The sequence below is a fragment of the Rhodococcus phenolicus genome (genome assembly GCF_001646785.1).
Taxonomy (GTDB): domain Bacteria; phylum Actinomycetota; class Actinomycetes; order Mycobacteriales; family Mycobacteriaceae; genus Rhodococcus; species Rhodococcus phenolicus.
In genome coordinates, this window is the sequence record NZ_LRRH01000005.1 from 140,816 (window position 1) to 157,624 (window position 16,809).

The 16,809-nt window shown below is 69.9% G+C and carries 11 protein-coding genes and 1 pseudogene; 6 read left to right on the forward strand and 6 right to left on the reverse strand.

Features of this window, described 5'->3' with window-relative positions; genetic code table 11:
- The first annotated feature begins 190 nt into the window (after positions 1-190).
- Positions 191-1,588 carry an FAD-dependent oxidoreductase gene (locus tag A8G15_RS02310; protein WP_068154940.1) on the forward strand — a complete coding sequence of 466 codons (1,398 nt, stop codon included), beginning with the start codon at positions 191-193 and terminating at the stop codon, positions 1,586-1,588.
- Positions 1,589-1,695: 107 nt separating this feature from the next.
- Here A8G15_RS02310 and A8G15_RS02315 read toward each other — a convergent pair whose 3' ends face one another.
- The gene (locus A8G15_RS02315) at positions 1,696-2,181 is read right to left on the reverse strand and encodes a DUF456 domain-containing protein (RefSeq protein WP_068154942.1); all 486 of its coding nucleotides are present in this window, start codon (positions 2,179-2,181) and stop codon (positions 1,696-1,698) included.
- A complete protein-coding gene (purT, locus tag A8G15_RS02320; protein ID WP_068154944.1) occupies positions 2,178-3,383 on the reverse strand; it encodes a formate-dependent phosphoribosylglycinamide formyltransferase in 1,206 nt (401 codons plus the stop codon). Before purT ends, A8G15_RS02315 begins: the two co-directional genes overlap by 4 nt.
- Positions 3,384-3,427: 44 nt before the next feature.
- Between purT and A8G15_RS02325 the strand changes: the two genes are divergently transcribed.
- Positions 3,428-6,145, forward strand: a complete 2,718-nt coding sequence (locus A8G15_RS02325; protein WP_068155101.1) for a vitamin B12-dependent ribonucleotide reductase — start codon at positions 3,428-3,430, stop codon at positions 6,143-6,145.
- A pseudogene (locus A8G15_RS02330) lies at positions 6,129-6,347 on the forward strand (hypothetical protein); the annotation flags it as partial. The gene A8G15_RS02325 and the pseudogene A8G15_RS02330, both read left to right, overlap by 17 nt.
- Before the next feature lie 21 nt (positions 6,348-6,368).
- Here the strand turns inward: A8G15_RS02330 and A8G15_RS02335 are convergent.
- Positions 6,369-6,749: a VOC family protein gene (locus tag A8G15_RS02335; protein ID WP_068155103.1), complete on the reverse strand. Its 381-nt coding sequence runs from the start codon at positions 6,747-6,749 to the stop codon at positions 6,369-6,371.
- Positions 6,750-6,838: 89 nt separating this feature from the next.
- Here A8G15_RS02335 and A8G15_RS02340 point away from each other — a divergent pair, with 89 nt between their 5' ends.
- Both A8G15_RS02340 and A8G15_RS02345 read left to right on the forward strand, forming a co-directional pair.
- The gene (locus A8G15_RS02340) at positions 6,839-7,219 is read left to right on the forward strand and encodes a nuclear transport factor 2 family protein (RefSeq protein WP_068154945.1); all 381 of its coding nucleotides are present in this window, start codon (positions 6,839-6,841) and stop codon (positions 7,217-7,219) included.
- Positions 7,220-7,294: 75 nt separating this feature from the next.
- On the forward strand, positions 7,295-8,392 hold the full coding sequence (locus tag A8G15_RS02345) for a CaiB/BaiF CoA transferase family protein (RefSeq protein ID WP_068154947.1): 1,098 nt from the start codon (positions 7,295-7,297) through the stop codon (positions 8,390-8,392).
- A 6-nt stretch (positions 8,393-8,398) separates the two neighbouring features.
- Here A8G15_RS02345 and A8G15_RS02350 read toward each other — a convergent pair whose 3' ends face one another.
- On the reverse strand, positions 8,399-11,854 hold the full coding sequence (locus tag A8G15_RS02350) for a serine/threonine-protein kinase (protein WP_068154950.1): 3,456 nt from the start codon (positions 11,852-11,854) through the stop codon (positions 8,399-8,401).
- Between the two features lie 112 nt (positions 11,855-11,966).
- Positions 11,967-13,439, reverse strand: a complete 1,473-nt coding sequence (gene yczR / locus A8G15_RS02355; RefSeq protein ID WP_068154951.1) for a MocR-like transcription factor YczR — start codon at positions 13,437-13,439, stop codon at positions 11,967-11,969.
- A 133-nt stretch (positions 13,440-13,572) separates the two neighbouring features.
- Here yczR and A8G15_RS02360 point away from each other — a divergent pair, with 133 nt between their 5' ends.
- Positions 13,573-14,109: a methylated-DNA--[protein]-cysteine S-methyltransferase gene (locus tag A8G15_RS02360; RefSeq protein ID WP_068155105.1), complete on the forward strand. Its 537-nt coding sequence runs from the start codon at positions 13,573-13,575 to the stop codon at positions 14,107-14,109.
- 48 nt (positions 14,110-14,157) lie between these two features.
- Here A8G15_RS02360 and A8G15_RS02365 read toward each other — a convergent pair whose 3' ends face one another.
- Positions 14,158-16,776, reverse strand: a complete 2,619-nt coding sequence (locus A8G15_RS02365) for a helix-turn-helix transcriptional regulator (RefSeq protein WP_068154953.1) — start codon at positions 16,774-16,776, stop codon at positions 14,158-14,160.
- Between the last annotated feature and the right edge of the window lie 33 nt (positions 16,777-16,809).

Sequence of the window (16,809 nt, forward strand, 5' to 3'; positions counted from 1 at the left end):
TCGACGTCTCGCCGTCGACCTCTGTCGTGTGTCTGCCCATATGTGTTGTCGCTGAAGCGATTCCCTGCCCAGCTGCGTTCCCTGCGCACTCGCCGCCCGTCTGCCGCGGCATTGTGTCGGCCCATCAGAGGGCATCCTAATTTAAGCTGAACCACGTCCGTCCGTTCTCCGAAGAGGTAGTTGACCCCTGATGACCGATCAGACTCGTCCCCTTCGCGTCGCGATCGTCGGTGCCGGTCCCGCCGGTATCTACGCCGCCGATGCGCTCATGAAGTCCGACACTGCGCAGGATCCCGGGGTCAGCATCGACCTGTTCGAACGCATGCCGGCGCCGTTCGGCCTGATCCGCTACGGCGTGGCACCGGACCACCCGCGCATCAAGGGCATCATCACCGCCCTGCACAAGGTGCTCGACAAGCCGCAGGTCCGCCTGCTCGGCAACCTCGACTACGGCACCGACTTCACCCTCGAGGACCTGCAGCGGTTCTACGACGCGGTGATCTTCTCCACCGGCGCCAACGCCGACCGCGCCCTGAACATCCCCGGCATCGACCTCGACGGCAGCTACGGCGCCGCCGACTTCGTGTCCTGGTACGACGGCCACCCGGACGTGCCCCGCGAGTGGCCGCTCGAGGCCGAGAAGGTCGCGGTGCTCGGTGTCGGCAACGTCGCCCTCGACATCGCCCGCGTGCTCGCCAAGACCGGCGACGAGCTGCTGCCGACCGAGATCCCGCCGAACGTCTACGAGGGTCTGAAGCAGAACAAGGCGCTCGAGGTGCACGTCTTCGGCCGCCGCGGTCCGGCTCAGGCCAAGTTCACCCCGCTCGAGCTGCGCGAACTCGATCACTCCCCCACCATCGAGGTCATCGTCGATCCGGAGGACATCGAGTACGACGAGGGCTCGGAGGCGGCACGCCGCAACTCCAAGCAGGTCGACATGGTCGCCAACACCCTCCAGGACTGGGCGATCCGCGACGTGGGCGACCGCCCGCACAAGCTGTTCCTGCACTTCTTCGAGTCTCCGTCGGAGGTGCTCGGTGAGGACGGCAAGGTCGTCGGGCTGCGCACCGAACGCACCGAGCTCGACGGCACCGGCAACGTCCGCGGCACCGGCAAGTTCAACGACTGGGAGGTCCAGGCCGTCTACCGTGCCGTCGGCTACCTGTCGCAGAACATCGCTCGGCTACCGTTCGACGAGCAGGCGGGCACCGTGCCCAACGAGGCCGGCCGCGTCGTCGCGGACGAGACCGCCGAGGGCCAGGATCGCTTCCTGCCGCACACCTACGTCACCGGCTGGATCAAGCGCGGCCCGGTCGGCCTGATCGGCCACACCAAGGGCGACGCGAACGAAACCGTCGCGAACCTGCTCGAGGACCACGCCAAGGGCCGCCTGAACACCCCGGCCGAGCCCGAGGTCGATGCCGTCGTCGCATTCCTCGAAGGCAAGCAGCTGCCGTACACGACGTGGCAGGGCTGGTACCGCCTCGACGCCCACGAGCGCAGCCTCGGCGAGGCCGAGGGCCGCGAGCGGGTGAAGGTCGTCGAGCGCGACGACATGTTCCGCGCGTCGGAGCCCCACAAGTCCTGACCCGCGGCCCGACCGCCGGTTTCCCGAGCGAACGGTACATCCGGTCCGATCGACCGGATGTACCGTTCGCTCCGTTTCGGAGGCGGGCGGGGCGGCCGGGGGGACGCTCAGAGCACGAACAGCACGGCCCACAGCCAGGCGCCGGCCGCGACGAGGCCGCCGAGCAGCTCCACCAGCATCGACAGCCCTACGGCCTTGGTCGCCTCGATCGTCGAATCCCACGCACCGCGGTGGGTGCGGTGCCGCTGCGCTTCCGACAGGTACATCCCGAGCAGGAACCCCAGCACCAGGCCGATCACCGGCACCACGAAGAATCCGACGATGCCGACGAGACCGCCGACTACGAGCGAGCGGGTCGGCACCCCGGCCTGCCGGATCCGTTTTCCGGGCCACGTGTACTTCACGATTCCGGTGACGACCAGCGCGACCGTCGCGATCGCGAACACGACCCAGGCGGTGGTGCCGCCGGTGAGCATCGCCCAGAGCAGGATCGCGCCGAAGATCAGGATCGTGCCCGGCAGGATCGGCACGACGATCCCGAACAGGCCGACGAGGATCGCCAGCCCGACGAGGACCTCCGCGCCCGCGCTCACGGAGCCACCGGCCGCACGAGCGCGGCAGCTTCGCCGGCCCGGGCGCGGGCGGTGTCGACGTCGGGGCCGGTGGCCACGGCCACCCCCATCCGGCGGCGCGCGTACGACTCCGGTTTGCCGAACAGCCGCAGGTCGGACTCCGGTACCCGCAGCGCGTCGGCGACCCCTTCGAAGGCGATGCCGGTGGCGTCGACGCCGCCGTAGATCACGGCGGACGCCCCCGGGGCGAGCAGCGCCGTGTCGACCGGCAGGCCCAGGATCGCGCGGGCGTGCAGCTCGAACTCCGACAGGCGCTGGCTGCGCAGGGTCACCAGGCCGGTGTCGTGCGGGCGGGGGCTGACCTCCGAGAAGTACACGTCGTCACCCTTGACGAACAGTTCGACACCGAACACGCCGCGACCGCCGAGCGCCCCGGTGACCGCCGCCGCGACCTCCCGCGACCGCGTGAGCGCCGCGTCGCTCATCGGCTGCGGCTGCCACGATTCGATGTAGTCGCCGCGGCTCTGCAGATGCCCGATCGGCTCGCAGAAGAACGTCTCGACGTCCCCGGAGTCGCCGACTGCGCGGACGGTGAGCTGGGTGATCTCGTAGTCGAAGTCCACGAAGCCCTCGACGATGACCCGGCCGTGGTTGATGCGCCCACCGGCCAGCGCGTAGTCCCACGCGGCGGGCATCTCGTCGGCGGACCGCACCGTCGACTGGCCCTTGCCCGAGGACGACATGACCGGTTTGACGACGCACGGATAGCCGACGGCCTCGGCTGCGGCGAGCACCTCCGCCAGCGATTCCGCGAAGCGGTAAGGCGAGGTGGGCAGGCCCAGTTCCTCGGCGGCCAGACGCCGGATCCCTTCCCGGTTCATGGTCAGCCGGGTGGCGCGTGCGGTGGGGATGACCTCGGCGAGCCCACGTTCCTCGACGACGGCGAGCGCATCGGTGGCGATGGCCTCGATCTCCGGGACGACCAGATCCGGCTGTTCGGCCTCGATGATCGCGAGCAGAGCCTGCGGGTCACCCATGTCGACGGTGTGGGCGCGATGCGCGACCTGCTGTGCGGGCGCGTTCGAGTACCGGTCGACGGCGACCACCTCAACACCCAGCCGTTGCAGCGCGATGGTGACCTCCTTCCCCAGTTCCCCGGCACCGAGCATCAGGACACGGGTGGCATTCGGCGACAGCGGAGTGCCGAGACGCGGTGAGATCATGGTGGGACTATATGTGGCACCGGCGGTCGTCCCGGGAGGACGCGATGAGCAGTAGCCAGGCGGACAGCGCGACACGCAGGCACGATGGTGCCGCGCCCGACATCTTCCGTGCCGATGTGCGGCATTTCACCACCGCGGGTGGTGATCCCGCGGACGAGGTGGACTGGCAGCGCCGCGACGCCCGCATCGTGCACCACGGCACCGGCGCCGTCGTGTTCGAGCAGACCGACGTCGAGTTCCCGGCCGGATGGTCGCAGAACGCCACGGACATCGTCACCCAGAAGTACTTCCGCGGGGAACTCGGCTCCCCGGCCCGCGAGAATTCGCTGCGCGACGTCGTGGCCCGCATCGTCGACACCGTCACCGCGTGGGGCACCGCGGACGGGCACCTCGACGACCCCGAGGCGTTCGCAGCGGAACTGACGCATCTGCTCGTGCACCAGAAGGCGTCGTTCAACAGCCCGGTGTGGTTCAACATCGGGGTCTCTGGCGTTCCGCAGCAGGCCAGCGCGTGTTTCATCCTGTCGGTCGACGACAGCATCGACTCGATCCTCGAGTGGTACCGGCAGGAAGCGGTGATCTTCAAGGGCGGTTCCGGGGCCGGGGTCAACCTGTCGAGGATCCGCTCGTCCGCCGAACCGCTGGGCGGGGGCGGCACCGCGTCGGGTCCGGTCAGTTTCATGCGCGGAGCGGACGCGTCCGCCGGCACCATCAAGTCCGGCGGCAAGACGCGACGGGCCGCGAAAATGGTGATCCTCGACGTGGGTCATCCCGACATCGAGGAGTTCGTGGACTGCAAGGCGATCGAGGAACGCAAGGCCCGCGTGCTCGACGCCGCCGGATTCGACATGGGACTCGACGGCCGCGACAGCCATTCGGTGCAGTACCAGAACGCCAACAACTCGGTGCGGGTCACCGACGAGTTCATGCAGGCGGTCGTCGACGACGCTCCGTGGCCGCTGCGTTCGGTCACCTCCGGTTCGACGGTGCGGACGGTTCCCGCGCGAGAGTTGTTCGGCCGCATCGCCTCCGCGGCATGGGAGTGCGCCGATCCGGGTATCCAGTTCGACACCACCGTCAATCGCTGGCACACCGCGGCGGTGACGGGCCGGATCAACGCGTCGAACCCGTGCTCGGAGTACATGCATCTCGACGATTCCGCGTGCAATCTGGCGAGCCTGAACCTGCTGACGTTCCTGCTCGAGGACGGCACGTTCGACGTGACCGGATTCCGGCACGCGGTGGCGGTGCTCCTCACCGCTCAGGAGATTCTCGTGGGCCGTGCCGACTATCCGACCGAGCGGATCGGCGACACCTCGCGCCGGTTCCGGCAGCTCGGACTCGGGTACGCGAATCTCGGTGCGCTGCTGATGGCCTCGGGCCTGCCGTATGACAGCGACGCCGGTCGCGCATACGCCGCGGCGGTGACCGCCCTGATGACCGGTCACGCCTATGCGGTGTCGGCGCGCCTGGCCGAACGCCTCGGACCGTTCGACGGATTCACCGACAATCGGCAGCCGACCCTCACCGTGCTCGCGCGGCATCGCGGCGCACTCGACGACATCGACTCCGGCCTCGCGCCGGCCGCGGTGCTCGCCGCTGCCCGGGAGAGCTGGGACGCGGCGGTCGCCGGCGCGTCCGAGCACGGGGTGCGCAACTCGCAGGTGACGGTACTGGCCCCGACCGGCACGATCGGTCTGGCAATGGACTGCGACACAACGGGTATCGAACCGGATCTGGCGCTGGTCAAGTCGAAGAAACTGGTGGGCGGCGGCACCCTGTCGATCGTCAACCGCACGGTGCCGCGCGCGCTGTCACGGCTCGGCTACACCCCGGCGCAGGTCGCGGACGTGGTGACCCACCTGGATACGCGCCGCACCCTGACCGGTGCTCCGCACGTGCGCGACGAGCATCGTGCAGTGTTCGCGACGTCGATGGGCGACAACGTGATCGAGCCGCGCGGCCACGTGCTGATGATGGCGGCGGTGCAGCCGTTCCTGTCGGGAGCGATCTCGAAGACCGTGAATCTGCCCGAGTCCGCGACCGTCCGCGACATCGAGGAACTCTATCTCGACAGTTGGCGGCTCGGCCTCAAAGCGGTCGCGGTGTACCGGGACAACTGCAAGCTCGGACAACCGCTGTCGAGTGCTCCGGCGGCAGGCCCGGCGGTTCCGGGCACGGTGGTGGCGGCACCGCGGCGCGAACGCCTTCCGCGGACACGCAATTCGCGCACGTTCGAGTTCCGGGTCGCGGACTGCAAGGGCTTCTTCACGATCGGTGAGTACGACGACGGCAGGCCGGGCGAGATGTTCCTGCGCGTGTCGAAGCAGGGGTCGACCCTGGCCGGGATCATGGATGCGTTCTCGATGTCGGTGAGTTACGGACTGCAGTACGGGGTTCCGTTGAGCACCTTCGTGCGGGCGTTCACCAGTACCCGGTTCGAGCCCGCCGGGATCACGGACGATCCGGATCTGCGGTTGGCCACGTCCATTCTCGACTACATCTTCCGGCGTCTCGCGATCGACTACCTGGAACCGGACGAGCGTATGGAAATGGGGATCCGCACGGGTTCGGAGCGGTCGGTACAGCTGTCCGGCGCGACCGGGACCGACGAGACGGTCACCGACACCCGGCAGGGGCATGCGGGCATCTCCGCCCCGGCGTCGGACGCGCCGTACTGCATGCAGTGCGGAGTACGGATGCAGCGTGCGGGTTCCTGCCACGCGTGCCCCTCGTGCGGAAACACCAGCGGCTGTAGCTGAATCCGCAGCGGTGTTCGTGGCGTTCTTCGTCATTGCGATCGGCAGCTACATCACGCACGGCATGCTGCGCGACACCACGAATCAGTTCGAGCACACGGACCGCAGCACGACGGTCGCGATGACCGCTCTCATCGTCGGTGAAATGGGCGGATTCTTCGTCCTGCTGGCCGGATTCGTGTGGGGTGGTTTCCTCGGCGGGTGACCCGCCGCCAGGGGACTCCCGTCAGGCCGGCGGCTGGGTCAGCGAGAGCACGTTGCCGTGCGGGTCGCGGAACCACGCGACCCGAAGACCGTCGGGGGCCGTCCACACGTCGTGGTCGTCCTGGTCCATACCGTTGTATCGAACGAGGTCGACGCCCTTGGCCCGCAACGCCTCGACGGTGCCGTTGAGGTCGGCGACCTGCCAGCCCAGCACGGTGTAGCCGGTGTCGGCGCGGGACTGCACCAGCGTCACCCGCACCGGGGTGCCACCGCCACCGTCGAGCACCAGCGCGAAATGGTCGCGGGCGATCTTCCCGAATCCGAGCGTGTCGACATAGAACATTTCCGAGACATCGAGATCGGTGCTCGGCACGAAACCCACGAGTTGGCCGCTGATCGTCATGGTGTCCACTGTGCTCCGCGGCTCCGGGACCGGCAACCGAACGGCCACATTCACCCACCGTCTCCCGGCACTGACTAGCATCTGCGGATATGAGCACTTCGGAGATCGCCACCGTCCTCGCCTGGCACGACGCCGTGAACGACAACGACGTCGAGACCCTGCTGGAGTTGTCCAGCGACGACATCGTCCTGCCGACGGACGACGACGACGAGGACCAAGGCCTGGACGAGCTCCGGGAATGGGCGACGACAGCCGGGGTGACGCTGACGCCGGGCCGGATGTTCGTGCACAGCGGCATCGTCGTCGTCGAGGAGACCGCGACGTGGGCGTCCGAACCGGACAAGGCGGAACCGGAGGCGCTGGCGTTCCGGGTGGTCGACGACCAGGTCGTGTCCGTCTACCGGCACCCGACGCTCGAGCATGCACTCGAAGCGACCCGCCTGAGCGAGGACGACCTGTACGAGGGGTGACCGCCAGCACATCTAACGATCGCTAAAGGTAGCCTCACGAGGACAGGTCCCAACGTCCGGAGTGAGGTTCGCCGAGTGTCCGCAGAAGCAGTTGAGAAGAAGGGTCCGCTCGCGGGTATCCGCGTCGTCGAGTTCGCCGGTCTCGGCCCGGGGCCGCACGCCGCGACCCTCCTCGCCGATCTCGGTGCCGACGTCGTGTGCGTCCAGCGTCCCGGGCTGATCCCGCCCGCCGGTCAGCGCGACCAGATCCAGCGCGGCCGCACGGTCGTCGAGGCCAACCTCAAGGATCCCGAGCAGGTCGAGAAGGTGCTCGGACTCATCGAGCGTGCCGACGTGCTCATCGAGGGGTTCCGTCCCGGTGTCACCGAGCGCATGGGCCTCGGTCCCGATGCCGCCCTGGCCCGCAACCCGCGCCTGGTCTACGGCCGCATGACCGGCTGGGGCCAGGAGGGCCCGCTGGCCAACGCCGCAGGCCACGACATCAACTACATCTCGCTCACCGGTGTGCTGCACGCCATCGGGCGCAAGGGTGAACGCCCGGTGCCGCCGCTGAACATGGTCGGCGACTTCGGCGGCGGTTCGATGTTCCTGATCTTCGGCATCCTCTCCGCGCTCGTCGAGCGGCAGACGTCAGGCAAGGGCCAGGTCGTCGACGCCGCGATGGTCGACGGTGCCCTCGCGCTCTCGCACATGATGTGGGCGTTCCGAGGTCGCGGTGTGTGGTCGGACGAGCGCGGCACGAACCTGCTCGACACCGGCGCGCCGTACTACGACGTCTACGAGACCTCCGACGGCAAGTACATGGCGGTCGGTGCGATCGAGCCGCAGTTCTACGCCCTGCTGCTCGAGGGCCTCGGCCTGGATGCGGCCGAGCTGCCCGGTCAGACCGACATCACGGCGTGGCCCGAGCTGCGGAAGGTGTTCACCGAGAAGTTCCTGTCGAAGACCCGCGACGAGTGGTCGCGGATCTTCCTCGGCACCGATGCGTGCGTGTCCCCCGTCCTGACGTTCGGTGAGGCGTCGGACAACGAGCACATCGCCGCCCGCGGCTCGCTCATCGAACTCGACGGGGTCACCCAGCACGCGCCGGCACCGCGCTTCTCGCGCACGCCCGCGGGTGCCCCCACCCCGCCGGCCGGTGAGGCGACCGATATCGACACCGTCTGGACGTAGCGCCCGCTACAGCCGGTGCACCGTCCCCGCCGTGACCGCCGCTTCGAGGAACGCGAGCGGCACGGCGGGGCGTCCGTCGTCGAGGACGCGCCGCACCACCGCGAGCACGTGGGGCCCGCCGTCGGGCAGGAACCGGGCCAGTCCCGCACGGTCCGCGACGGCCGAGATCGAGGCGAGCAGGCTCGCGGCCTCGTCGTCGCGCCCGGCCGCGTCGAGGCACGCCACCAGCAGCCGCTCGGCGAGCAGCGTGCGCCGCGGCCATCTGCCGTCCCGCCACTTCTGCACCCATTCCGACGCCCAGCGGCACGCGAGGTCGGCGTGTTCGGCTGTGGGGTCGGCCAGCAGCAACCGGATCGCGGTCGCCTCGTCGATCTGCGCCGTCAGCAGCGCGGTACCCGATTCGGGTCGCTCGGCCGCACCGTACCCCGCGATCGGCCGCCGTCGGCGGACCGGCGGCAGATCCAGACGGACGCGTTCGTTCTCGACGGCCGCGGCCAGACGCTCGAGTTGCAGGTTCGCGGCGGCGTCGGCACCGTCGCGCAATCGTTCGGCCGCGGTGCCGCGGTCGTCGCGTACCGCCGCGACGCGCGCCCCGACGACGAATCTGGCGATCTTGAAATCGACGACGCCGCCTTCGGCGCCCAGCACGTAACCGTCGTCGAGCAGGCGCGCCGCCTCGTCGAGTTCGCCTCTCTCGTAGAGGAACTCGCCACGCACCGATCCTGCGAGCAGCGCCGCCGACGAGTGCCGGCCGCCCGCGCGCCGCGACAGGGCCAGGGCTTCCCGGAAATGTTCGGCGGCGGTGTCGACATCGAGTTCCTCGAACGCGGCGAGCCCCAGGAGGGAATGCCCGTGCATGAGGTTGTACGGCCCGGCGTTGAGTTCGTGATACGGCCACGCGAGTTCCTGCAGCCGCCGCGCCTCCGCGAAATCACCGAGATACACCGCATCGAACGTGGCCGTGTTGAGCCCGGACGACACCACCACGGACGGCAGGGTCGCGGCCCGGGCCAGGCAGTGTTCGACCAGTTGGTCCGCGCGTCCGACACGATCGGCGCGGACGTCGACGAAACTGTGGATCACCTGCACCTCGACGGCCGTGTCGGCGGCTTCGTCGCCTTCGAGAGCACCGGCCGCCATCCCACTCTCGACCAGGCCGAGTGCCCGCAGTCCGGGACGGATGCGGTGGGTGACGACGTTCGCCCACGCGACGGCCAGTTGCAGACGCGGTCGGCGCGCCACCTCCGCCGCGGGCAGCTTCTCGACGAGGCCGAGCAGCACCGATCCCCTGCCGTGTTCGAGGAGGCGCCGTCCGTCCCGCTCGACGAGATCGACGGCACGCTCGTCGTCCCCTGTCGCGAGCGCATGGTCGACTGCCTCGGTGAGCATGGCATGGTTCTCGAACCACCGTGATGCGGTGCGGTGCAACTGGATCGACCGATCGGGACGGTCCCGTTCGAGACGCTGGCGCAGGAACTCGGCGAACAGCGGCTGGAACCGGAACCACCGCCCCTCCTGATCCACCCGGTGGAGGAAGAGGTCGCGTTCCTCGATCTCCTCGAGCATCGCCTGCGCCCGCTCGTGTCCGCTGAGTGTCGCTGCGAGACTCCCGCAGGTGCGGTCGGTGACCGCCGCGGTGAGGAGGAAGTCGACCAGTTCCGGTTCGAGCGACGCGAGGACGTTCTCGGCGAGAAATTCGCCGATGTCGCGGTGCCGGCCGGACAGGTGGGCGATGAAGTCGTCCGCGTCCTCGTGCCCGCGCAGCGACATCGACGCCAGCTGCAGGGCGGCCGGCCAGCCGTCCGTCGCTGCCGTCAGCGCCGCGACACGGTCGTCGTCGAGGGCGAGGCCGCAGTGCCCCACGAGGAATTCGCGGGCTTCCTGCGTACTGAAACGCAGTTCGTGGAAATCGATCTCGATCAGGTCGTCGCGTACCCGCATCCGGCTCATCGGAAGCCCGGCGCGTGTCCGCCCGACCACCATCACCTGCAGATGACGGCAGCAGTTGTCCAGCAGGAACCCCATCGCCGCGAAGGTGCGGCGGTCGGTGACGCGGTGCCAGTCGTCGAGAATGACGACGACACGTTCGCCGGCTGCGTGGATCTCGTCGATCAACGAGGTGAGCACATACCTCTCGGCCTCGTCGCCGCGCTCGGCGAGGGCCTGACCCAGCTCGTCGACGAGCGCCGGGCGGACCTGCCGGACCGCTTCGAGGAGGTGCGTGAGGAACCACACGACATTGTTGTCGTCGCCGTCGACGTTCAGCCACGCGACCGGGACCGCGTCACGATCGAGCACGTACCGCCACTGCAACGCGAGCATCGTCTTGCCGAACCCGGGCGGCGCGTGCACGGCGATCAGCCGGCGACGCCGCTCACCGGCGAGCAGGGCGAGCAACTTGCGGCGCGCCACGAGCCTTCGTGTCGGCACGGGCGGGCGGAACCGGGTGGCCGGAGCCGGCGGCGTGGTGATCCGTGTGCCGCCGCCGGTGCGCCGGGCACTGCGCCCGCTCGTCCCCGTCGCGCCCCCGAGAAGTACCGGCTCGTGCGTGGGGTCCGGCGGACCGGCGATGAACATCTCGTCGACGACGAGGCCCTGTCGTGCCTGGACGTCGCGCAGTTGCTCCCCGAATTCGGCGGCGGTCGCGGGCCGATCCCGTGGATCGGCCGACATGGCCTGCTCGATGACCGCGGACAGCGCGTCGGGCACGCCCTCCTCACGCAGATCCGGAACCGGTTCGGTGCTCATACGCACGAACTGGGTGACGATCTTCTCACCGCTGCGGCGTTCGAAGGCGGCGTGCCCGGTGAGCGCGCAGAACAGTGTCGCGGCGAGGCTGTACACATCGGATGCCGGGGTCGGGGTGTGCCCGGACAGCACCTCGGGTGCGGTGAACGCCGGTGATCCGGTGACCTCCCCGGTCACCGTCTCGAATCCGCCGCGGATCCGCGCGATCCCGAAGTCGGTGAGCTGGGGTTCGCCGAACTCGGTGAGCATGATGTTCGCGGGCTTGACGTCGCGGTGCAGGATGCCGAGCCGGTGGGCGGTCTCGAGTGCCCCGGCCAGCGCCACCCCCAGGTGCACGGTTTCCTCCCAGCCGACGGGGCCGGTGCGGCGGATCCGCACGTCCAGCGAATCCCGGCGGTGGTACTGCATCACCAGATAGGGCCTGCCGGACACGGTGGTTCCGACCTGCATGACGTTGACGATGTGCGGGTGCCCGGACAGCCGGCCCATGGCGCGCTGCTCGCGGAGGAACCGTTCGAGGTTGTCCTCGTCCAGGTGCGAGGTCAGTACCTTGACCGCCACCGTCCGGTCGAGAGCGACCTCGTGACAGCGGTAGACGATTCCGAATCCGCCACGGCCGATCTCGTGTGCGTCCGTGAATCCGGCAAGGGCGAGTTCCGTTGCGACGTCGGGTCCGACGTCGCGCTGTGTGGACAGCGGATCCTGCCCGGCCACGGTCGCCCTCGCATCTCGTTCGCAGTGCCGATGCTTGCTTCTTCCCGCTTCCATCGAGGATAACGTTCGCCACCGACATGCGGACCCGGTCGGCGCAAAGGCCCCGAAGCGGTCAGACCACCAGCCGGGATTCGGTGAGGTCACGGCCGATCGCGAGCGCGCGGTACGCCTCGGCGACCGCGGTGACTCCGCGACGGAGGTCGTCGGGTTCCCGCGTGTACGGCAGGCGCACGAAACGCTCGAACGCGCCCTGCACCCCGAATCGGGGGCCGGCGGCGAGCAGCACCCCGTGGTTGGGGGCGATCGCGGCGAGGGCGGTCGACACCGGTTCGGGCATCCGCACCCACAGCGACATGCCGCCGCGCCCCACCGGACACTCCCATCCCGGCAGGTGTGCATCGAGTTCCTCGAGCATCACCGTCCGCTGCTTCCGTAGCTGCGCGCGCCGCCCGGCGAGCAGTTCGTCGACGTCGGCGAGCAGGTGCGCCGCGGCGAGCTGTTCCATGACGGGAGTACCGAGATCCACCGCGGACCTCGCGCCGGTGAGCCGGGTGATCAGGTCGCGGTCGGCGCGGATCCAGCCGACACGAAGCCCACCCCACAGGGACTTGCCGGTCGAACCGATGGTCACGACCGACTCGCCGTGGCCGAGGGCCTGCGCGTAGGACGCGACCGACGGCGGCGGCGGCGCGTCGAGCCACAGATCCACCATCGTCTCGTCGACGACGACGGTCATGCGGGTCTCACGGGCGATGCGGGCGAGTTCGGCGCGACCGTCCTCCCCGAGGCACAGACCGGTCGGGTTGTGGAAGTCCGGGATCAGGTAGGCCATGCGCGCCGCCGTCTGGCGGGCGGCGCTGCGCAGCCCGTCCGGGTCCCAGCCGCCGTCGGCGCCGCCCTCCGGCCGCACCGGCACCGGGATCGGGCGGGCACCGTGCCGCCGGATCGCCTCGAGCGCGTTCGGGTAGGTCGGATGGTCGACGACGACGCGGTCGCCGGGATCCGTGAGCACCCCGAGCAGCAGCCTCAACGCGTGCTGGGCTCCGGTGGTGACCATGATCTGGTCGACGCTCGTGGGCAGGCCGCGCTCGGCGTAGCGCTGCGCGATCACTTCCCGCAGGCCCGGAATGCCGATGGGTTCGACTCCGTGGCCGGTGAGGTACGCGGGCATGGCTCGCAGCGCCGCCGCGTAGGCCGTTTCGATCTCCGGTCCCGGCGCAGGCATCGACGCGTCGCTCAGGTCGATCGCTTCCCCCACGGGCGCGGCGGACCGCTCCCGGTTCCCGGCCGGGCGCGGGGCGTCAACCGGTTTCGCGACGACGCTGCGGGCGCCCTGCCTGCTGTGGAGATATCCCTGTTCGCGCAGCACGGTGTACGCGGAGGTGATGGTGGTGCGGCTCAGCGACAGCGCGGTCGCGAGTTCGCGTTCGCTGGGCAGCGCGACTCCGAGCGGCACGCGGCCGTCGTGCACGAGCAGCCGGATGCCGTCGGCGAGCGCCCGGTAGGCGGGGCGCGCGTCGTCGGTGTCCTGCCAGTTGCCGAGGTCCCGTGCGAGGGAACAGGCGCCGATCGCGCGAGTCATCACCGGTCCAGTATGGCAGTCCAGTCTCGAACAGTGGCCACCTGTCGGCGGTCCAGTTCATACTGGGACGGTGACCGCACCCGGCACCGCCGCCACCCGAGAGCCACCCGCCGCAGCTCGGTCTGCGCGAAATCCGCTGCACACGGCGTTCGCGCTGTTCGACACCGCGATCGGCACGTGCGCGATCATCTGGTCGGCCACCGGCGTCGTCGGGCTGCAGCTGCCCGAGCCCGCCCCGGAACCGACCCGCGACGAGGTGCGGCGCCGGTTCCCCACCGCCGACGAGCACCCCGTACCGCCCGCGATCGCGCCGATCGTGGAAGCGGTGACGGCCCACCTGACCGGCGCCGCCGACGATCTGCGCTGGGTACCGGTGGACTACCGGGATGTATCCGAATTCGACTGTGCGGTCTACGAATTCACCCGTTCCCTCGATCCCGGCTCGACAGCGACCTACGGCGAGGTCGCCGCGGCGCTGGGACGGCCGGGCGGGGCGCAGGCGGTCGGTCAGGCCCTGGGCCGCAACCCGGTTCCGCTCGTCGTTCCCTGTCATCGGGTCCTCGCCGCCGGCGGGGCCATCGGCGGGTTCTCCGCCCCGGGCAGCATCGTCACCAAACGCGAACTGCTCGCCCTCGAACACACACCGGGATTCAACGACCCGACGCTGTTCTGATCGCGTCGCGGTTCCCCGGCGCCGTTCCCCGGCGTCGCGCGGGCAGCCTCAGAGCTGCTTGCGGTTCCGCTCGCGCAGCGCCTCGCCCAGTTGCGTGCGGTCCGTGACGCCGAGTTTCATGCAGGCCCGGTAGATGTGCCCCTCGACGGTGCGCACCGACAGCACCAGCCGGTCGGCGATCTCCTGATTGCTGAGCCCGGTCGCCACCATCGTCGCGATTTCCCGTTCCCGCTTGGTGAGCGGAAGCGGCTGTGCTGCTTCGAGAATCGCGGGGGTGGTCACGTGATCGCACTGCTCGGCGAGTGTGTTCGCCGCAGCGGCAGCGTTGAGTGCCTCGTTCCGGCGTCCCGCTGCCATCGCGGCCCGGGCGGCCTGCGCGTAGGCGTCCGCGGCGTCGATCGGGATCCCCATGGCCTCGTACTCGCGTGCGATGTCGACGAGCTTGCCGTGATCTGCTGCCTCTACCGCCGCCGCCTGCGCGGCGGCGAGCGGCACCAGGCGTCCGTCGCACACCTCGGCGAGTTCGGAGAGCCGCGCCGCGGTGGTGGTGTCCCCGAACCGCATCGCGGTGTACAGCGCGAGCGCCTCCACACCGAACTGCCCGCTCTCCGAGGCCGTTCCGATGACGGAGCGGGTGGTCGCGAGCGCCCGGGACAGCTCGCCCCGGGACGCGAACAACCAGGCCCGGGCAAGTTCGTGTTGCACCGCGTTGAGAAGCAGCGGGCTGTTGCGCGCAGCCGCGACCTCCAGGATCGCATCTGCGTCGGCGACGCGACCCAGCAGCGCATACGCCACGACGAGCGGCCCGTACGCGGGGAACACCCACGCGATCGCGTTCGTGGGCGGGCCGACGCTCAACGCCGCAATCGCCTGCTCGAGACGGCGCGCCGCATCGCAGACCCGCCCCCGGGCCAGTTCGACATCGGCGACGACGACGCTGGCCTGCCCCCACGCGAGATACTCGAGACTGCTTGCGCTGTCGAGGAAACGGCGCGCCCGGCGCTCGGCCGCGTCGAACTCGCCGGCGAGGAGCTGGGCGTGCACGGACGCGACCGCGGCCATGTAGCGGAACAGGCCGTCGACCTGATCGGCGACGGTGTCGTTGCGGGCCGCAGCCGCGCACGCAGCGGAAGTTCGCCCGGACACACCGTTCGCCCACAGTTGCGCGTAGGTGGCGAACTCGACGGCCCAGGGAAGCAGGTCCGGTGCGGCCATCACCGCGTCCGCCTCGGCGAGTCCCTCCTCGATCCGGTTCCGTGACACAGCACAGGTCGCCGCCAGCGCGCGCACGGCCAGTACCAGCGCGGGATGCTCCACGCGCTCCCGCAACAGCGCGAGAACCTGTTCGGCCGCCGCGACGTCGCCCTTCCCGAAGAACAGGTTGGACGCGCGGGTCATGCCCCACCGCAACAACTGTGCCGGATCGAGCTCGTCCGGATCGAACACGGCCAGCTGCGCCTCGGCCTCGTCGCAGCGCCCGAGCCACAGAAGCGTGCGGGCCAGGAGCTGTGCGGCGTCGAACCCGCCTCCCGCGCGCACTGCGGCCCGCGCGAACCGCTCGCCGAGTCCGAAGTCGGCGAGCCGGATGGCGCTGCGCGCCGCCGAGATCAGCAGCGCGATGTCGGGCGCGCGGTCGCTCTCGAGCGCGAGTTCGGTGAGCCGGATGTGCGCGGCCGGGGTCGACAGATCGGAGGACTGCAGCGCCTCGACGAGCGAGCCGCGCAGACGCCGTGCCGCGGCCCGTCCGACGCCGGCGCGGATGACCTCGCTGAACAGTGGGTGCGCGTAGTGGACCTCGAGTCCGGGTCCGTCCTCGTGGATTCTGATCAGGCCGCGGCTCTCCGCTTCCTCGACCGCGTCCTCCCCTGCAATGGAGGCCAGGGTGTCGAGGTCGATCGGTTCGCAGAACGCGAGGAGCTGCAGGCAGCACAGCACGTCGTCGGGCAGCTGTGCGATGCGGCCCTCGAGCAGCGCGGCGAGTTCGGACGTGATGGCCGCACGCCCCCGCAGCTGCCAGACACCGCTTTTCTCCCGGAGCGTGCCCGCTTCGAGCGCGCCCTCGACGAGATGCCGCAGGAACAGCGCGTTTCCACCCGACGCCTCCCACATGCGATCTGCACTGAGTTCCTCGAGGATTCCGCCGAGAACCGATTCGATGTACTGGGTGCTCTGCTCGCGGCTGAACGGCGTCAGTTCGAGGTGCTCGAGATAGCCGTCCTTCCACAGCGAGGTCACCGCATCGGGCACCGATTCGCCGGTGCGGACGGTCGCGACGATGTGCGCGACCCCGTCGATCGCGAGCTGGTGCAGGAACGTCGCCGACAACTGGTCGAGCAGATGCGCGTCGTCGACGCCGATGACGATGCCCGTGCCGTCCGCGAGCAGCGCTTCGCGGGCGGCGGCGAGGAAGTTGACGGGATCGCGCGACGTGGCCGACCCCACCAGGTGCGCGAACACACCGAGCGGGATGCTGCGAGCGGACTCGGTTCCGGCCACCCACCGCACCCCGCCGGGCAACGACGCGGTCGCGAACCGCGCGAGAGTGGTCTTCCCGACGCCGGCGGCGCCGGTGAGCACCACCCCGCACGTACCGGCGTCGGCAGTGAGTGCCCGAAGTATGACGTCGAACTCCCCCTGCCGCTGAATCAGCGGCCAAGTCTGACTCATGGCCAGGATTCTAGTCCCGGCAGGGGGCGCCTA